The following is a 17,566-nucleotide window of genomic DNA, read 5'->3' as shown; positions in this document are numbered from 1 at the left end:
GCGACGTCGCCTGCGCGGTCTGTCATCCCCGCAGCGCCGGTTCATTGATAGAACGCGCTGCGCCCACCCGGCTGACGCTTGAAGCGGCGATGGATCCACAGGTATTGGTCCGGCGCCTCGCGCACCATGTCCTCGATCGCCGCATTGACCTGCGTGGTATCGGCGATCACATCCTCCGACGGAATGCCTGCCAGCGGCGGTGCGATCTTGAGGATGTAGCGGCCGCCTTCGCGGCGATGGAAGTACGGCACTACCGCGCAACCGGTCAGCCGCGCCAGCTGGTGGGTGGCCGTGATGGTGGAGGCCGGATGCCCGAAGAACGGCACGAACACGGTGTCCTTGCCGCGCATGTCCTGGTCCGGCGCGTACCACAGGAAACCGCCGCGTTTGAGGTGCTTGATGGTGGCGCGCAGATCCTCGTTGGCGAACATGTGCGTGGCGTAGCGCAGCCGCCCGCGCTTGACCGCCCATTCGAACACCGGGTTGCGATGCTTGCGGTACATGCCGGCCAGCGGCACATGGTCGCAGAGCAGGCGCCCACACATTTCCAGTGTCATGAAGTGTCCTGACACCAGCAGCACGCCGCGTTTTTGCTCCTGCAACTGCTGCAGATGTTCCAGCCCTTCGACCTGCACGCCCGGGCGAATGACCTCGATGCTGCCCCACCAGGCGCGCGCGAACTCAAACAGGCCCACGCCCAGCGCATCGAAACTGTCGCGCAGCAGTCGCGCCCGCCAGGCATCGTCCTGCTCGGGAAAGCACAGCTTGAGGTTGACCTCGGCCGCGCGCCGACGCGTGCCCGCCACGCGCATCGCGATCCAGCCAACGCCACGCCCTATTGCGCGCTGCAGTGTCCAGGGCAGGCGCCCGGCCAGCACCATCACCGCAAGGCCCAGATACATGGGCCAGTGCCTGGGGTTGCGCAGGGAGGGGCGGACGGCGACGTTTGCGGGCTCGGACATGGTGCAATTCTAAGGGATCGTGCGCATCGGACAGCGTGCACATGCGCACGTGCGGGCGCTCCCGTATCCTGCACGGATGCGGAAAGACCCGATCGAATGGCTGTTGCGCGGGCTGTACTCGGCGCTGCTCTACCTGTTGTTGCCGGTCACGGTGTACCACCTGGTGTGGCGCGGTTTCCGTGTGCGCGAATACTTCAACCGCTGGAACGAGCGCTACGCCTCGTACACGCATGCCTGCGGACGTCCACGGGTGTGGGTGCATGCGGTGTCGGTGGGCGAGGTCAATGCGGCCGCGCCGCTGGTCAACGCCCTGCGAGCGCAGCGCCCGGATATCCGCTGGGTGATCACCACCATCACGCCTACCGGTTCCGAGCGCGTGCGCGCGGTATGGGGCGATGCGGTGGACCATGTGTATCTGCCCTACGACGTACCCGGCAGCGTGGGGCGGTTTCTCGAGCATTTCCGCCCGCGCCTGGCGTTGATCCTGGAAACCGAGCTATGGCCGAACATGTTGTTCGGTTGCCGCGACCGCAAGATCCCGCTGTACATCCTCAACGCACGCCTGTCGGCGCGCTCGCTGCGTGGCTACCGCGTGCTGGCGCCCTTGATCAGCCGCGCGCTGCGCACGGTGACCTGCGTGGCGGCGCAGTCGCACGACGATGCGGAGCGCTTCATCACCCTTGGCGCACGCCCGGACCAGGTCGTGGCGCTGGGCAATCTCAAATTCGACATCGCCGCCCCCGACCAATTGCAGGCGCTGGTCGCGCAGTTCCGCAGCCATGTGCCGGCAACCCGGCCGGTGTGGATTGCCGCCAGCACGCATGAAGGCGAAGAGGCGGCGGTGGCCGATATCCATGCGCAGTTGCTGACGCAGTTCCCGGACCTGCTGCTGCTGTGGGCGCCACGTCATCCCGAGCGCTTTCCGAAAGTGGAGGCACTGGCGCGCGAGCGCGGCTGGCGCGTGGCTACACGCAAGGCGCAGCAATGGCCGCAAGCGCGCGACACGGTCTTCGTGCTCGATACGCTGGGCGAACTGATGAGCTTCTACGCATGCGCGCAGGTCGCTTTCGTCGGCGGCAGCCTGCAGCCGATCGGCGGACACAACCTGCTCGAACCTGCGGCAGTCGGCACGCCGGCGGTCACCGGCCCGCATCTGCATAATTTTTCCGAAATCTCGCGGCGCATGCGCGACGCCGACGCAGTGGCTATCTGCGAGGATGCCGACTGCGTCTATCGCGATCTCGCACGTTTGCTCGGCGACCCGGCGCAGCGCGAAGCGATGGCTGCCGCCGGCCTTGCGCTGGTCGCCAATGGCAAGGGTGCGGTCGCCCGCACGCTGGTGCAGATCGCACCGGACCTGCCGGCCGTGGCTGGCGATGGTGTGACGTCTTGAAAGATGTACCCGAGTGCGTGCTGCATCATTGCAGAGAAGCCGCCGCAGTCATCCCAAATCAGATCGTCCAGCGGTCTCTGGACGACTGACAAAACGTGGCGATGGTGCAGTCGTGTGGTTGGCCGCCTTTAGCGTCGTCTGGAGAGCCCCAAGCCGAATTGGTCGAGTGTGCAATGCCCGCACCGCTCGCGGGACACGCCGCGAACCCGTCCCTGGGGACTCGGTGGCGGCATTTATGCCACCAACGGTGCCGCAAGCGGCGAGGACACCGCACCAGACCACTTGCTGGCTGCTTTATCGAAAGTGATGAGCACCAACCATCGTGACTGGTCCTTGCCCGCTCACCGTCGCGGGACCTTTGGCGGCATGGATGCCGTCAAAGAGCTTACAAGGACGTACTTGCAGCGTGTCCCGCGATGGTGGGCGGGCAAGGACCCTGCAGCGAAGCCGCAGATCACTGCTCTGCAACCGATGCAGCGGTGAGTCCCCTCAAGCCAGTCGAACTTCACTGTCTTGCAGTGGCTGACAAGTCACACACGCAAAAGGCGGGCCTGAGCCCGCCTCTTGCGTGACATCTCGGATCGTCTTACTGCAACGAACCGCTGCCCTGCAGCTTGGACTCGGCATCCTGCGACAGCAGGCGATTCACGTCCTGCAGGTCGGTGATGTCGAGTTTGCCGATGGCCTGGCCGAGCAGCAGACGATTCTGCAGGAAGGTGTAGCGCGACTGCGCGTAGTTCAACTGCGCCTGGAACAGGGTGCGCTGGTTCTGCACCACGTCCAGCACGGTCCGCGTGCCGACTTCCAGGCCCACCTGCGAGGCATCGTAGGCGGCCTGCGCAGAGACCACGGCAAGCCGGCGCGCTTCCACTTCGCTGATGCCGGCCACCACGGTCTGATAGGCATTGCGCGTATTGCGGTCCAGCGCGCGCTTCTGTTGTTCGTAGGTGTCTTGCTGGATATCGCGACGCGATAACGCCTGGCGCACGGCCGACTGCGTTGCACCGCCCGCAAAGATCGGGATCGAGAGGGTGATGCCTACCGAATCGGTATCGATGTCGCGGCCCGCGGTGGTGAAGTTGCCTGCGGCCTGATCGACCGTACCCTGGCCGCCCCAGCTATTGCTGCGGCCGATATTGGCGCCCAGGCTCAGGGTGGGGTAATGGCCGGCACGCGCCGCATTGACCTGTGCCTCGGCTGCGCTGACCTGCAACTGCTGCGCCTTCAATGCCGGGTTGTCGGCGATGGCGCTGGCCACCAATTGGTCGACATTGCTGTAAGCCGCCGGTACTTCCGGCCGGAAATCTTCTGGCAGCGCACGCAGGCCCACCACCGGCTGGCCGGTGAGTTCGGTCAACGCCTGGTAGTAATCCTTCAGCGTATTGCGTGCGTTGATGGTGTCGGCACGTGCCTGGTCGTACTGGGCACGTGCTTCGTGCACGTCGGTGATCGGCGCCAGGCCCACTTCCAGGCGCTTGTCGGCGTAGTCGAACTGCTTCTTGGCGGCTGCTTCATTGGTTTCTGCTGCAGCCAGCGACTCGATACCGACCAACACCTGGAAGTACGCCGCAGAGGTGCGGGTGATCAGATCGTTGTTGGCCGATTCCAAGGTGAAGTCTGCTGCCTTGGCCACTTCGCGCTGCGCGCGCAGGTTAGCGAACTGCGCCCAGTTGAAGATGGTCTGGCTGCCCTGAACCGTGTACTGCCGCTGCTTGGTCGTTGAGCGGCCATCCACGCCTTCCAGCTCGCGATGTGCCTGGGTGTACCCGGCGCTACCGTCCAGCTGCGGCAACAACGCCGCACGCGCCTGCACCTGTCCCTCCCGATTCACCAGCCGCGTGGACTCGGCCACGGCCAGCTGCGGGTCGCCATTGCGGGCCATTTCGTACACCTGCAGCAGATCGGTGGCGTGCGCGGCCATCGGTGACAGGGCGGCGGCCAGGGCCAGGGCGAGGGATCGGCGGATCATCGGGGAAGCTTCCTTGGGAATCAGAATTGGAATCGGGGCGTCGGTGCGGCGCCCTGGAGATAGGCGAGGTCGGTTTCGAACAACGATTCGATGCGCGGGGCGTTGACGTCGCCACGGACCAGGACGGCTTCCATCACCGGTGCGTGACCGCGCACCACAAACAGCCGGCCGTTGGGGCGCAACCACTGCAGCCACTGGGCCGGCAGCGTATCGACCGCGCCGGTCACGCAGATGGCGTCGAAGCGCCGCTCGCTCTGCCAGCCGAACACATCGGCGGTTTCGATGCGGACATTGCTGCCCAGACCGGTGGCGTCCAGGTTGGCGCGCGCGGCGGCGGCCAGTGCCGGGTCGATCTCCAGGCTGACCACTTCGCGCGCGAGTGCGCCCAGGCAGGCGGTGGAAAATCCGGTGCCGGTGCCGACTTCCAGCACGTCTTCGCCCGGCTGCAGATCCAGCGCCTGCAACATGCGGCCCTCGACCACCGGCTTCATCATCTTGTCGCCGGCCGACAGCGGAATTTCCACGTCGACATAGGCCAGGGTCTTGTAGGCGTCCGGCACGAAGGCCTCGCGCGGCAGGCGCGCCAGCACGTCGAGCACGCGCAGGTCCAGTACGTCCCACGGCCGGATCTGCTGTTCGACCATCTTTTCGCGGGCCTGGGTGAAATCGATCGTCATGGTGCGGTTATCCAACGCGGTGGGGCGAACATTTTACCGGTGCACGGGGCAACTGGCGCATCTAGCATCGCTGCGCGCCGGCCGCTGGCGCAGTGCCGGAAGTCATCGCCACCAAAGGCCGGGGGCGATCAGCGGGGCGCATACGCCCTCAAAAAGAAGTCCACGCTGGACTGGATGTGCTCATCCACCTGCGCGCGGGTGGGCTGGCCGTGCAGGCCGCACATCATCAGGGCATACAGCTCGCCCTTGAGCAGGCAGAAGAATTGCGAGGCCGCGCGCGCCAGATCGGCGATGTCGAGCTGGCCGTCGGCCACGCGCGCAGACAGAAAATCCGCCAACGCCTGTTGGGTCCGCTTGGGGCCGGCTTCCCAGAACATTTCGCGAACATGCACATCGCCGGTGCCTGGCGCCATCATCATGCGGTGCGTGGAAATGGCCGACTCGGTGCTGACCATGGCGAAGAACGCATGGGCGATTTCGATCAACTGGTCGCGCAGTGCGCCCTTGGGCGCGTGGTCGAACAGGTCGTCCGGCATCATCTCCTGGCACTGCGCGCGGATCGCCTCGGAAAACAGGCTCTCCTTGTCGCCGAAGTGGCTGTAGACGGTGAGCTTGGAGACGCCGGCCTGGGCGGCGATGCCATCCATGCTGACCCCGGCATAGCCTTGCTCCATAAAGAGCGCGCGGGCAGCGCCGAGGATGGCGGCACGTTTCCCAAGGTCCTTGGGACGCCCGGGGCCGTTGCTCTTGGCCTTGGACTTGAGGGAGGGCGAGCTGGACATACGGTCAATACTAGACCATCGGGTTCTATATTTATACTCGACGGCCTGAACGTATCAGGGCATGGGACGCTTCGGCTGATCGGCCTGGCGTGGCCGAGTCACCGGACCATGCCCCAGCCAGGCTGCAATGCCAGTGCTTCATGCCCCAAGCCATACAGATCATGCTGGGCATTCATTGTTTCAATTGAATGCCTCCCGGTGTCATGGTCCGACCGGCAGCTGTGGGGAATCCACCTAGGGCGGTCCGAAAACCCCGGTGATAGATTGCCCCAGGCCTGCCGGTACATACCGGCACGCATGGCCAGCGGCACGGATGAGGGGCGGGGAACGTGGACAGGGTCGGGGCGCAGACGCATGCAAGCCGCGTTCGCAGCACGCGCGTGCTGCGGGCGGCCTTGGTGTGGCTGTGGTTCGGGCTGTGCTGCGGGATGTGCGGCATGCCCGCGGCTGGCGCGCAGGCGCTCGATCACACCGCATATCACACGGTCACGCGCTGGAACATGGACGACGGCCTGCCGCATAACCTGGTGCACGCCGTGGCCCAGGGCGAAGACGGACTGATCTGGCTGGGCACCTGGGAAGGCGTGGCGCGCTTCAACGGCCGCGATTTCACCGTGTACGACCGCCAGAACACACCGGGTGCCGAACTGGGAGGCGTGTTCGTGGTGGTGCGCGACAGCACCGGCGGCATGTTGTTCGGCACCGCATTCGACGGGGTCTATCACTATCAGGATGGCCACTGGCAACAGCTGGGCGACGCGACGGCGCGGCATCTGGCGGTCAGCGCGTTGTTGCGCCGGGCAGACGGAGCGTTGTGGGTGGGGACGCCGCAGACGCTATACCGGATCGAGGCCGATGGGCGCCTGGTCGATGTGGGGCGCCAGACGGACCTGCCGCGCGCGCGCATCACTGCGTTGTCGGCCGACGACCACGGCGATCTGTGGGTGGGCACCGAGGTCGGGTTGTATCGCCTGCCCGGCAATGGCAGCGCTGCCGAGCCCTGGGGCAGGACGCATGGCATGCAGGCAACGCCAGTGCGTCGGCTTGCCAGCGATCGCCAGGGCGGCCTGCTGGTCGCCGGCGATGACGGCGTGTGGTGGTGGAGTCGCGGCGGCGGGCTGCAGCGGTTTCGCCAGGGGCAGCGCGTGGATGCCCTGTTGCTGGATCGGAGCGGGCATCTGTGGATGAGCATGCCCAGCGGGACCTTGGTGGTGCATGGCGGGGCTGGTGTGCCGGACGAGCAGATTTCGATCACCGGCGTCGCCAGCCCCGCGTTGCTGGAAGATGCCGAAGGCCTGATCTGGGTCGGCAGCACGCACGGCCTGTTCCGGATTGCCGAAGGCGCCGCGCACGGCGTGACCCATGACGACGGCCTGGCCTCCGATTACGTGCGCACCGTGTTGCAGACCGGCAATGGCACCGTGTGGGTGGGCAGCGCGGTGGGCCTGGACCGCTGGCGCGACGATCAGATCGATCGCATCGCGCTGTCGCCGGCCCAAGGCGGTCGCGTGCTGGAGCAGTCGGTGTTGTCGCTGGCCGATGCCGGCGATGGCGGGGTCTGGGCCGGCACCTACAGTCAGGGCGTGCTGCGGCTGGATGCGCAGGGCAAGGTGCTGATGCGCATCGGTGCGGGCGATGGACTGCCGTCGCTGTCGGTGCGCGCGGTGTTGCCCGATGGCGACGATCTGTGGATCGGCACCACCGGTGGGCTGGCGCACTGGCGGCAAGGCAAGGTCCGCCGCTACACCGCGGCCGATGGCGTGCCCGACGGCTCGGTGCAGGCGCTGTATCGCGACACGCAGGGCATCCTCTGGATCGGCACCGATCGCGGCATGACCGGGCTGTCGCCGGGCGGCAGCACGCGCGCCTGGCTGGGCGAACAGGACTTCCCTGGGCAGAACGCCTTCGACTTTTTGCGCGATGCCGGCGGCGATCTATGGATCGCCAGCGATCGCGGCCTGTTGCGCCTGCAGGGCGACCATTTTCGCGTCTACGACCACCGCGTTGGACTGCCGCGCGACAAGGTGTTCCGCGTGATCGACGACGGCCGCGGCTATTTATGGCTGTCCAGCAACCACGGCGTCTTCCGCATCGCGCGCAACAACTTCGACCAGATCGATGCCGGTACCCGCGAACAATTGAGTGTGGAAGTGGTGGACCGCAGCGACGGCATGCCCAGTAATCAGGGCAACGGCAGCAGCGCGCCGGCCGGCTGGCTGACGCAGTCCGGGCAGTTGTTGTTTCCCACCTCGGCCGGGCTGGGCGTGATCGATCCGGCGCGTGTCGGCACCTTGCAAGGCCATCGCGTGCCGATCGTGTTCGAGCGCTTGCTGGTCGACGGCATGGTGCAGCCGTTGAGCGGCCCGCATCAGCTCGGCGCCGAGACCCGCCGTATCGCAATCACCTATGCCGGACTGAATTTTCGTGGGCCGGACAAGGTGCGTTACCGCTATCGCCTGGAAGGTTTCGACCCGGAGTGGGTGGATGCCGACAACGCGACCGAAGCGGTGTACACCAACCTGCCGCCGGGCCGTTTTCGCTTCCGCGTGCAGGCGATGTCGCTGCCGGTGGACTGGCGTCAGACCGCGCTGCTGGGAGAATCCAGTCTGGCCATCGCACTGGCGCCGCCCTGGTGGCGCCGTAGCGAAGTGATCGCATTGGGCATCCTTGCGCTGGCCAGCCTGATCTACGGGTTTTACCTGTGGCGCACGGCCAGCTACCGGCGCCGTCAGCGCCAACTCAATACCGTGATCGACCGGCGCACCCGCGAACTCAGCGACAAGAACCTCGCCCTGCAGCAGGCCAGCCAGGAGCGCGAAGCGTTGATGCGCCAGCTGGAATACCGCGCCAGCCACGATGTGCTGACCGCATTGCCCAACCGGCGCGAAGCCGAGCGCGTGCTGCAACAGTGGTTCGACGCGGCGCGTGGCGGTGGTCCCGCGCTGGCGCTGGCATTGATGGATATCGACCACTTCAAACACATCAACGACCAATACGGTCACGACGTCGGCGATGCGGTATTGAGCGCGCTGGGCGAGGCGTTGAGCGACCAGGATCGGGCGCAGTGTTTCGCTGCGCGCCATGGCGGCGAAGAGTTTCTGCTGGCCGCCACCGGACTGGATGCCGAACAGGCGCGCGCGCTGTTCGAATGCATGCGACAACGGCTGGCGACGATCGACGTCGATGCGCACGGCATCACGGTGCGGTGCACCGCCAGCATGGGCATGGCGATGAGCGATGAGGCGCCAACCCGGCGCGAACTGCTCGCGTTGGCAGATCGCCGCCTGTATCAGGCCAAGCGGCAGGGGCGCGATCGGTTGGTGGGGCCGTAAGGGGTGCGACGACGCGCTGGTGCCGTGCAGACGCGATAAGTGACGCAGGTGGGCGTATTTCAAGCACGTGTTGTTGTATCGAATCGTGGGGCGCGGGTGCTTATGTTGCTGATATGGGTGTTGCTTGCTTACCTTGCACTGCTTGGGCTAAACGCAGCGATCAACGAGATGGATTTTCGCCGTAGCCCGGACAAGGCCGAGCGTTACAGGTTGTTGCCACTGCCTTACAAGCTCTGTTGCTGGTTCGGCGTGATTCCGCTCTGCGTTGGCATGCTTTTCTGGCATGGCGCGCTAGGTGTTGTGGTATGCATTGCTCTTGCCGCCTTGCAAAGTGCTTGTGTGCGGTGGTACCAAAAGGCCGGGCTATTGCCGCGCAACGACTGAGCTGCAAAAAACGAATCTGAGGTTGTCTTGGACGCTCCAGGGAAGCTCTGAACAAACCGTTCATAGCCTGCCGATCGACGTCCAAGACAGGCCGGGTCGCTCGCAAGTGTTTGATTTTTTCATCAATGACGATTGTCGCGATTAGGCCAGATGGCAAGCTCTCTCAAGGGGCCATGAGTTGTTCGCAGGCTCGCTAGGGCTGTTCTTGCTGCGCATGCAACAACGCAACGAAGGCTTGCGCGGCACGCGACAAGGTGCGCCCGCCATGCGTCACGCATCCCAACTCGCGCGATAGCGCTACATCGGCCAGCGGCAGCGCCACGATCTGATGGTCGATCATGCGCTCCGGCAGCACGCTCCAGGCCAGCCCCACCGACACCAGCATCTTGATCGTCTCCAGGTAGTTGGTGGTCATGCGCAGATGCGGCACCAGGCCACGCTCGGCGAACAGCCCGGCCACGATGCGGTGGGTGAAGGTGCCCGGGTCCGGCAGCACCGCCGGATGCGCCACCACATCGTCCAGCGCCACCTCACGCAGGGCGGCCAACGGATGATCCGGCGCCACCACGAACTGCAGGCGGTCGTGCCAGATCGGCTGCGCGCGCAGCGGCGCACGCGTCTCCGGTGCCAGCGTGGTCACCGCCAGTTCCACCTCGCCACGCAGCACCGCCGCATAGGCCAGTTCCGAGTCCAGAAACTGGATATCCAGCGCGGCCTGCGGATGTTGCGCGGCAAAGCGGCGCAGCAACGCCGGCAGCCGATGCAGCCCAACGTGGTGGCTGGTGGCCAGGCTCAGGCGCCCGCCGACCGAAGCGCCCAGGTGTTCCAGCACGCGGCGCGTGTCTTCCAGCTCGGCAAGGATGCGTTGGGCGCGCGGCAACAAGGCCTGGCCGGCCTCGGTCAGCACCACCTGGCGGCCCAGGCGATCGAACAGCCGCGCGGATAGTTGCCCCTCCAGCAAGGCAATACGCTTGCTTACTGCCGGTTGGGTCAGATGCAGCGCCTCACCGGCCGCCGAAAAGCTGCCGCTGTCGGCGATCGCCACGAAGGCGCTGAGGCTCGCCAGATCCATGCCATTCCTGAAATTCATTTGTTGAATAAACAATATGAATTTGCGTTATCCAATTCAAGCTCCTAGCATCGAATGCAGCCAGGTGGGGCTCCCACCATCCGCCAACCGGATCGCCGCAATGACTGCCAAGACGCTGTACGACAAGCTGTGGGACCTGCACGAGGTCACGCGCCGCGACGATGGTTCGTCGCTGATCTACATCGACCGCCACATCCTGCATGAAGTGACCTCGCCGCAGGCGTTCGAAGGCCTGCGCCTGGCCGGGCGCAAGCCGTGGCGCATCGATGCCAACATCGCCACGCCCGACCACAACGTGCCGACCACGCGTGCCGAGCGCCAGGGCGGGCTGGAGTCGATCGCCGACGAAGTCTCGCGCCTGCAGGTGCAGACCCTGGACGAGAACTGCGACGACTTCGGCATCCTCGAGTTCAAGATGAACGACGCGCGCCAGGGCATCGTGCATGTGGTCGGCCCCGAGCAGGGCGCCACCCTGCCGGGCATGACCGTGGTCTGCGGCGATTCGCACACCTCCACGCATGGCGCGTTCGGCGCGCTGGCGCACGGCATCGGCACCTCCGAGGTCGAGCATGTGCTGGCCACGCAGTGCCTGATCGCCAAGAAGATGAAGAACATGCAGGTGCGTGTCGACGGCACGTTGCCGTTTGGCGTGAGTGCCAAGGACATCGTGCTGGCGGTAATCGGCAGGATCGGCACCGCTGGCGGCAACGGGCATGCGCTGGAATTTGCCGGCAGCGCGATTGCCGCGCTGTCGATGGAAGGGCGCATGACCATCTGCAACATGTCCATCGAAGCCGGTGCGCGCGTGGGCATGGTGGCAGTGGACGACAAGACCATCGCGTACGTCCAAGGCCGCCCATTCGCGCCCAAGGGGGCGGATTGGGACGCTGCCGTGGCGCTGTGGAAGACGCTGGTCTCCGACCCGGGCGCGCACTTCGACACCGTGGTGGAACTGCGTGCCGAGGACATCAAGCCACAAGTGAGCTGGGGCACCTCGCCGGAAATGGTGCTGGCGGTGGATCAGCAGGTGCCGGACCCGGCAACCGAACAGGATCCGACCAAGCGCGACTCGATCGAGCGCGCGCTGAAGTACATGGGGCTGAAGGCCAATCAGCCGATCACCGAGATCCGCCTGGACCGCGTGTTCATCGGCTCGTGCACCAACTCGCGCATCGAAGATCTACGCGCGGCCGCTGCGGTTGCGAAGGGCCGTAAGGTCGCCTCCACCATCAAGCAGGCGCTGGTAGTGCCGGGCTCCGGTCTGGTGAAAGCGCAGGCCGAGGCCGAAGGCCTGGACAAGGTGTTTCTGGACGCCGGTTTCGAATGGCGCGAGCCGGGTTGCTCGATGTGTCTGGCGATGAACCCGGACAAGCTGGGCAGCGGCGAACATTGTGCCTCCACCTCCAACCGCAACTTCGAAGGCCGCCAGGGCGCCGGTGGCCGCACCCATCTGGTCAGCCCGGCGATGGCCGCAGCGGCGGCGGTCAGCGGGCATTTTGTTGATGTGCGTGAACTCGGGGATTCGGGAGTGGGGATTCGGGATTCGTAAAGACGGGTCTGCGCATTCCAGCTTTTTCGAATCCCCAATCCCCAATCCCCAATCCCGGCCTCTCCCAATGACCCCTTTCACCCAACACACCGGACTGGTGGCGCCGCTGGATCGCGCCAATGTCGATACCGACCAGATCATTCCCAAGCAATTCCTCAAGTCGATCAAGCGCACCGGTTTCGGGCCGAACCTGTTCGACGAATGGCGCTATCTGGACATCGGCGAGCCCGGCCGCGACAACAGCCAGCGCCCGCTCAATCCGGAGTTCGTGCTCAATTTCCCGCGCTATCAGGGCGCCAGCGTGCTGCTGGCGCGCGAGAACTTCGGCTGCGGTTCCTCGCGCGAGCACGCGCCGTGGGCGCTGGACGAATACGGCTTCCGCACGGTGATCGCGCCGAGCTTTGCCGACATCTTCTTCAACAACAGCTTCAAGAACGGCCTGCTGCCGATCGTGCTGGCCGAAGCGGAAGTGGACGCCTTGTTCGAGCAATGCCTGGCCACCGAAGGCTATCAACTCACTGTGGATCTGGCCGCACAGCGCGTGCGCCGCCCCGATGGCGTGGAATACGGCTTCGACATCGATGCATTCCGCAAGCACTGCCTGCTCAACGGGCTGGACGACATCGGCCTGACCCTGCAGGACGCCGATGCGATCGGCCGCTTCGAGCAAGACCATCGCGCTCGCCAGCCGTGGCTGTTCGGCGCGCTGCAGTGAGTTGTGCAGTGACGTTTGCGCGGTGATCGCCGCGGCACATTGAACTAACTGGCGCTGTTGCGTCATTCCACGAGGATTGCATGAGCAAGCAGATTCTGATTCTTCCCGGCGACGGTATTGGCCCGGAGATCATGGCCGAAGCGGTCAAGGTGCTGGCGCGCATCGATGCGCAGCATGGTTTGGGTTTCAGCCTGGTGTACGACGAACTGGGTGGCGCGGCCTACGACAAGTACGGCAGCCCGCTGGCCGACGAAACGCTGGAGCGCGCGCGCGCTGCCGACGCGGTGCTGCTGGGCGCCGTCGGTGGGCCGCAATGGGACACCATCGATCCTTCGTTGCGCCCGGAGCGGGGCCTGCTCAAGATCCGCTCGCAGCTTGGGTTGTTCGCCAATCTGCGCCCGGCACTGCTGTATCCGCAGCTGGCCGATGCCTCCACGCTCAAGCCTGAAGTGGTGTCCGGGCTGGATCTATTGATCCTGCGCGAGCTCACCGGCGGCATTTATTTCGGTCAGCCGCGGGGCACGCGCACGCTGGAAAATGGCGAGCGTCAGGCCTACGACACGCTGCCATACAGTGAAAGCGAGATCCGCCGCATTGCCAAGGCCGGCTTCGAGATGGCACGCCTGCGCGGCAAGAAGCTGTGCTCGGTCGACAAGGCCAACGTACTAGCATCGAGCCAGCTGTGGCGCGCAGTCGTCGAAGAGGTGGCAAAGGACTATCCGGACATTGCGTTGTCGCATATGTACGTGGACAACGCGGCGATGCAGTTGGTGCGCGCGCCCAAGCAGTTCGATGTGATCGTGACCGACAACATGTTCGGCGACATTCTGTCCGACCAGGCGTCGATGCTCACCGGCTCGATCGGCATGCTGCCGTCGGCCTCGCTGGATGCCAACAACAAGGGCATGTACGAGCCATGTCATGGCTCGGCGCCGGATATCGCAGGCAAGGGCATCGCCAATCCGCTGGCCACCATCCTGTCGGTGGCAATGATGCTGCGCTATACGTTTGCGCAATCGGCTGCGGCGGATGCGATCGAGCAAGCGGTCGGCAAGGTACTCGACCAGGGCCTGCGCACCGCCGACATCTGGTCGGAAGGCACGACCAAGGTTGGTACGGTGGCAATGGGTGATGCAGTGGTGGCCGCGCTGTAAAAGCGCTCGCTTCCCCGAGGCGTCGTGGCTTTACCGGTGGCTATCGTTCTTCAGACGATGGCCACTTTCGTTTGGCGTCTGCCTCATCCGTGATCACATCAGTCAACCAAAGCATCTGCATGAACCTACGGATGTCGTGCGCAGGACTTGCAGGCATGGGGGGGGGCGGCAGCGCGGTGCCGCATCCGGTGTCGGGACACGCCGTGAATCCGTCCGTGGAGGCTCGGTGGCGGCATCCATGCCGCCACACGGTCCCGCCCCCGGACGCGACACCGCGCTCCCACTCTTCGCGGCTGCTGATCGGCAAGCAATGCCTTTTGGTAGGCGTGATGCTTGCAGATTCCGCAGTCGGTAGTCGGTAGTCGATGCAGTTTTTCGTCTATTGCTTTGCCATGATTCCGCCAGCGAAGGTCGCGCTCCAAAGCATGATCAATCAATCAAGTAACGCTTCTCCTTCAGCCACCAACACTATTCGGAGGTGCTTGCGCGCGTACCGGCGTGGGACCTTACGCGGCATGGATGCCGCGTAAGAGCCTACAGGGACGTACTTGCGGCGTGTCCCACGCTGGTACGCGTGCAAGCGCCCTCAGTGATCGAGGCGTTTGCGCGAAACCGGCAGACGTCGTGCGTGGGATTGGTCGATGTGGCGCCGCGCTCCCACTCTTCGCGGCTGCTGATCGGCAAGCAATGCATTCTTAGAAAACGTTCAAATCACCAACCACCAAAAACCAAGACGGCCAGCAGATCACTCCGCCGGCCGTCAGATTTACATCGTTTAGCAGATGACAGCGCTACGCCACCGCAGCCGTCTTGCCGGCGACCACGCCGCGCTCGCGCTGACGCAACAGGCGGTTGGCCACATCCAGCCACGCCAGTGCGCTGGCTTCGATGATGTCCTTGCTGGTGCCGGTGCCTTCGTACTCCACGCCGTCGTGGCGCACGCTCAGGCTGGCTTCGCCTCGGGCGTCCGCACCGATGCCTACGCTGTGTACCTGGTAGCTGTCCAGCTCCAGCTTCACGCCGGTGGCCGAGGCCAGCGCACCGAACAAGGCATCGACCGGGCCGTTGCCCTGCGCAGTCTCGGCGACGCGATTGCCTTCCGGGTCGGACAATTCCACCAGCGCATTGGCACGGCTGCCGACATCGCTGATGGTCATCGAGGCCAGGCGGTAGCCTTCCTGCACGGTGGCGTCCTGCATCAATGCCTGCAGGTCCGCGTCGGTGACCACGCGCTGCTTTTCGCACAATGCCTTGAACTGCTCGAAGACCAGCTTGACCTCTTCTTCTTCCAGCAGATATCCCAGGGCACGCAGGCGCTGCTCGACCGCTGCACGGCCGCTGTGGCGGCCCAGCACCATTTGCGACGATTCCCAGCCCACATCTTCCGGACGCATGATTTCGTAGGTGCCGCGATGGCGCAGCATGCCGTGCTGGTGGATGCCCGACTCGTGCGCGAACGCATTGCCACCGACCACCGCCTTGTTGCGCTGTACCGGCATGCCGACCAGGCGCTGCAGCAACTGCGAGGTGGAGACGATGCGTGGAGTATTGATCGACGAATCGATGTTGTAGAACGCACCGCGTACCTTCAGCGCCATGGTGATTTCTTCCAGTGCGCAGTTGCCCGCACGCTCGCCAATGCCGTTGATGGTGCATTCCACCTGGCGTGCGCCGCCTTCGATCGCTGCCAGCGAATTGGCCACCGCCAGGCCCAGGTCGTTGTGGCAATGCGCGCTGAAGATCACCTTGTCGGCGCCTTCCACGCTGGCGATCAGCCGCGCGAACATGCCGCGGATCTCTTCCGGCGTGGTGAAGCCCACCGTGTCGGGCAGGTTGATCGTGGTGGCACCGGCCGCAATCGCCACACGGGTGACCTCGGCCAGGAAATCTTCTTCGGTGCGGGTCGCGTCTTCGGCAGAAAACTCCACGTCATCGATATAGCCGCGCGCCAGCGTCACGTGCTTGTGCACCGATTCCAGCACCTGTTCGCGGCTCATGCGCAACTTGTGCTCGCGGTGCAGCGGGCTGGTGGACAGGAACACATGCAGGCGCGGGTTGGCTGCAGCTTCCAGCGCCTTTGCCGAGGTTTCAATATCCGCCTGCAGGCAGCGCGACAGCACCGCAAGGGTGGGACGACGCAGCTCGCGGCCGATCATCGCCACAGCTTCGCGGTCCGAATGCGAACTGGCCGGAAAGCCGGTTTCGATGATGTCCACGCCGAGTTCGTCCAGCGCGCGCGCCATGACCAGCTTCTGCTGGGGCGTCATGCTGCAGCCGGGGGATTGCTCGCCGTCGCGCAGGGTGGTGTCGAAAATTCGGATACGCGGGGTCTGGTTGGATACGGTCGTGTTCACCAGGAAGACTCCTCTACGGCGATGGCGGTGACAGGCGTTGAAGCGACTGCGGATGGGCGGGAAAGAGCGGGTGTTTGGGGTATGGGCTTGACGCTGCGTTCGTTGCGGAGTCGTTCGGTATTGCGACGCCGCGGTTTGCGTGGCGGACGCGGCCGCACCTCGGACAAGAGTGCGGCCAGAACCGTTGCGTCGATATTACCGCCAGAGACCACCGCACATTTGCGTTTGCCTGCAACACGGCGACCGGCGGCCAGTGCCAGCGCACCGGCGCCCTCGGCGATGACGTGCTCTTCCAGCGCCAGGCGTACCAGGGTTTCACGCAATTCGGCTTCGCGCACGATCACCACATCGTCGAGCAGGCTCGCGCATAAACGGCGGGTCAGAAAGCCGGGAATCTTGACCTTCACGCCGTCGGCCAGGGTGGGGACGGGAGCGATTTCACGCAGATCGCCGCGTACGGCGCGGGCCATCGAATCGACACCTTCCACCTGCGCGCCGACGATGCGCACGCCTTGCGATTTCAGCGCAAGCGCCACCCCGGAGGCCAGGCCGCCGCCGCCGATCGGCACGATCACCACGTCCGGCGCATGCGCAGCCAGTTCGATGCCGACCGTGCCTTGCCCGGCGATCACATCCGGATCGTCGAAGGCGGATAGGAAACGGTAGCCGTTCTGGTCGGCCAGCTCGCGCGCGAACGCAAACGCTTCGTCGTAACTGTTGCCATGCTGGCGGACGGTGGCGCCCCAGTGCGCAACACCGGCGATCTTGGTCTGCGGCGCGCCGTATGGCATCACCGTAATCGCCTGCACGCCCAGCCTGTATGCCGACCATGCCACGCCTTGCGCATGGTTGCCGGCCGATGCGCAGATCACCGGACGCTCGTCGCCACGTTCCAGCCCCGCCAGCAACGCGTTCAATGCGCCGCGCACCTTGTAGGAGCCGGTGCGCTGCAGGTTTTCCAGCTTCAGCCACACGCCGAAGCGCTCGGCATAATGCAGCGGCGTGGGCGACAGGTACTTGCGCAGGCGGGCCTGCGCGGCCAGCACGTCGGCCACGCTGACGGCCACGTCGCCTACGTCTGGTTCCTGCGAAGCGGGGCGGCCGGAATCAGGCATTGCGGCACGCGCGCGGCCGATCCGGAAGAAGACACCTCCGGACGGTGGTCTGGTGGTCGCGCGAGGTTTGCGTGGCCCAGGTCTGCGTGG

The 17,566-nt window shown here is 65.1% G+C and carries 13 protein-coding genes; 6 read left to right on the top strand and 7 right to left on the bottom strand.

From position 1 onward, the window contains the following. Window positions 1-41: 41 nt before the first annotated feature. Window positions 42-962, bottom strand: coding sequence for an LpxL/LpxP family Kdo(2)-lipid IV(A) lauroyl/palmitoleoyl acyltransferase (locus FHY18_RS14645; RefSeq protein ID WP_259156401.1), 921 nt, complete (start codon window positions 960-962; stop codon window positions 42-44). A 76-nt stretch (window positions 963-1,038) separates the two neighbouring features. On the opposite strand from FHY18_RS14645, the gene waaA reads away from it, so the two are divergent. Further along, window positions 1,039-2,355, top strand: a complete 1,317-nt coding sequence (gene waaA / locus FHY18_RS14640) for a lipid IV(A) 3-deoxy-D-manno-octulosonic acid transferase (protein WP_259156398.1) — start codon at window positions 1,039-1,041, stop codon at window positions 2,353-2,355. A 586-nt stretch (window positions 2,356-2,941) separates the two neighbouring features. Here the strand turns inward: waaA and FHY18_RS14635 are convergent. The 3 genes from FHY18_RS14635 to FHY18_RS14625 all read right to left on the bottom strand — a co-directional run bounded on the left by FHY18_RS14635 (window position 2,942) and on the right by FHY18_RS14625 (window position 5,783). Next, entirely contained in the window at window positions 2,942-4,324 is a 1,383-nt protein-coding gene (locus FHY18_RS14635) for a TolC family outer membrane protein (RefSeq protein ID WP_259156397.1), read from the bottom strand. Between the two features lie 20 nt (window positions 4,325-4,344). Beyond that, window positions 4,345-5,001 (bottom strand): protein-L-isoaspartate O-methyltransferase, encoded by a 657-nt coding sequence (locus FHY18_RS14630; RefSeq protein WP_259156395.1) that lies wholly within the window; start codon window positions 4,999-5,001, stop codon window positions 4,345-4,347. 128 nt (window positions 5,002-5,129) lie between these two features. Continuing rightward, a complete protein-coding gene (locus tag FHY18_RS14625) occupies window positions 5,130-5,783 on the bottom strand; it encodes a TetR/AcrR family transcriptional regulator (protein ID WP_259156393.1) in 654 nt (217 codons plus the stop codon). Window positions 5,784-6,112: 329 nt separating this feature from the next. Between FHY18_RS14625 and FHY18_RS14620 the strand changes: the two genes are divergently transcribed. Together FHY18_RS14620 and FHY18_RS14615 are read left to right on the top strand one after the other, a co-directional pair. Beyond that, window positions 6,113-9,115 carry a ligand-binding sensor domain-containing diguanylate cyclase gene (locus tag FHY18_RS14620; protein ID WP_259156390.1) on the top strand — a complete coding sequence of 1,001 codons (3,003 nt, stop codon included), beginning with the start codon at window positions 6,113-6,115 and terminating at the stop codon, window positions 9,113-9,115. Between the two features lie 39 nt (window positions 9,116-9,154). Continuing rightward, complete coding sequence (locus FHY18_RS14615; protein WP_259156388.1) at window positions 9,155-9,499, top strand: hypothetical protein; 345 nt, start codon at window positions 9,155-9,157, stop codon at window positions 9,497-9,499. Between the two features lie 193 nt (window positions 9,500-9,692). Here FHY18_RS14615 and FHY18_RS14610 read toward each other — a convergent pair whose 3' ends face one another. Further along, entirely contained in the window at window positions 9,693-10,571 is an 879-nt protein-coding gene (locus FHY18_RS14610; protein ID WP_259156387.1) for a LysR family transcriptional regulator, read from the bottom strand. A 118-nt stretch (window positions 10,572-10,689) separates the two neighbouring features. Between FHY18_RS14610 and leuC the strand changes: the two genes are divergently transcribed. The 3 genes from leuC to leuB all read left to right on the top strand — a co-directional run bounded on the left by leuC (window position 10,690) and on the right by leuB (window position 14,007). Beyond that, complete coding sequence (leuC, locus tag FHY18_RS14605) at window positions 10,690-12,138, top strand: 3-isopropylmalate dehydratase large subunit (protein WP_259156384.1); 1,449 nt, start codon at window positions 10,690-10,692, stop codon at window positions 12,136-12,138. Between the two features lie 67 nt (window positions 12,139-12,205). Continuing rightward, window positions 12,206-12,853 (top strand): 3-isopropylmalate dehydratase small subunit, encoded by a 648-nt coding sequence (gene leuD / locus FHY18_RS14600; RefSeq protein WP_039519096.1) that lies wholly within the window; start codon window positions 12,206-12,208, stop codon window positions 12,851-12,853. A gap of 80 nt (window positions 12,854-12,933) precedes the next feature. Then, on the top strand, window positions 12,934-14,007 hold the full coding sequence (leuB, locus tag FHY18_RS14595) for a 3-isopropylmalate dehydrogenase (RefSeq protein WP_259156374.1): 1,074 nt from the start codon (window positions 12,934-12,936) through the stop codon (window positions 14,005-14,007). A gap of 791 nt (window positions 14,008-14,798) precedes the next feature. On the opposite strand, the gene FHY18_RS14590 is transcribed toward leuB, so the two are convergent. Then, a complete protein-coding gene (locus FHY18_RS14590; protein WP_259156373.1) occupies window positions 14,799-16,361 on the bottom strand; it encodes a 2-isopropylmalate synthase in 1,563 nt (520 codons plus the stop codon). Beyond that, entirely contained in the window at window positions 16,358-17,476 is a 1,119-nt protein-coding gene (locus FHY18_RS14585) for a threonine dehydratase (protein WP_276577282.1), read from the bottom strand. Before FHY18_RS14585 ends, FHY18_RS14590 begins: the two co-directional genes overlap by 4 nt. Window positions 17,477-17,566 lie beyond the last annotated feature (90 nt).

The sequence above is a fragment of the Xanthomonas sp. 3793 genome (assembly GCF_024806835.1).
Lineage (GTDB): Bacteria > Pseudomonadota > Gammaproteobacteria > Xanthomonadales > Xanthomonadaceae > Xanthomonas > Xanthomonas arboricola_F.
Note: the sequence above shows the minus strand (reverse complement) of the source record. Positions and strands in the feature narration are given on the sequence as shown.

Bases quoted from the DNA above. Each gene is read 5' to 3' on its own strand.
- FHY18_RS14585 (WP_276577282.1), bottom strand. From the start codon at position 17,476: ATGCCTGATTCCGGCCGCCCCGCTTCGCAGGAACCAGACGTAGGCGAC.
- leuC (WP_259156384.1), top strand. From the start codon at position 10,690: ATGACTGCCAAGACGCTGTACGACAAGCTGTGGGACCTGCACGAGGTC.
- FHY18_RS14635 (WP_259156397.1), bottom strand. From the start codon at position 4,324: ATGATCCGCCGATCCCTCGCCCTGGCCCTGGCCGCCGCCCTGTCACCG.
- leuB (WP_259156374.1), top strand. From the start codon at position 12,934: ATGAGCAAGCAGATTCTGATTCTTCCCGGCGACGGTATTGGCCCGGAG.
- waaA (WP_259156398.1), top strand. From the start codon at position 1,039: ATGCGGAAAGACCCGATCGAATGGCTGTTGCGCGGGCTGTACTCGGCG.
- FHY18_RS14625 (WP_259156393.1), bottom strand. From the start codon at position 5,783: ATGTCCAGCTCGCCCTCCCTCAAGTCCAAGGCCAAGAGCAACGGCCCC.
- leuD (WP_039519096.1), top strand. From the start codon at position 12,206: ATGACCCCTTTCACCCAACACACCGGACTGGTGGCGCCGCTGGATCGC.
- FHY18_RS14610 (WP_259156387.1), bottom strand. From the start codon at position 10,571: ATGGATCTGGCGAGCCTCAGCGCCTTCGTGGCGATCGCCGACAGCGGC.
- FHY18_RS14630 (WP_259156395.1), bottom strand. From the start codon at position 5,001: ATGACGATCGATTTCACCCAGGCCCGCGAAAAGATGGTCGAACAGCAG.
- FHY18_RS14645 (WP_259156401.1), bottom strand. From the start codon at position 962: ATGTCCGAGCCCGCAAACGTCGCCGTCCGCCCCTCCCTGCGCAACCCC.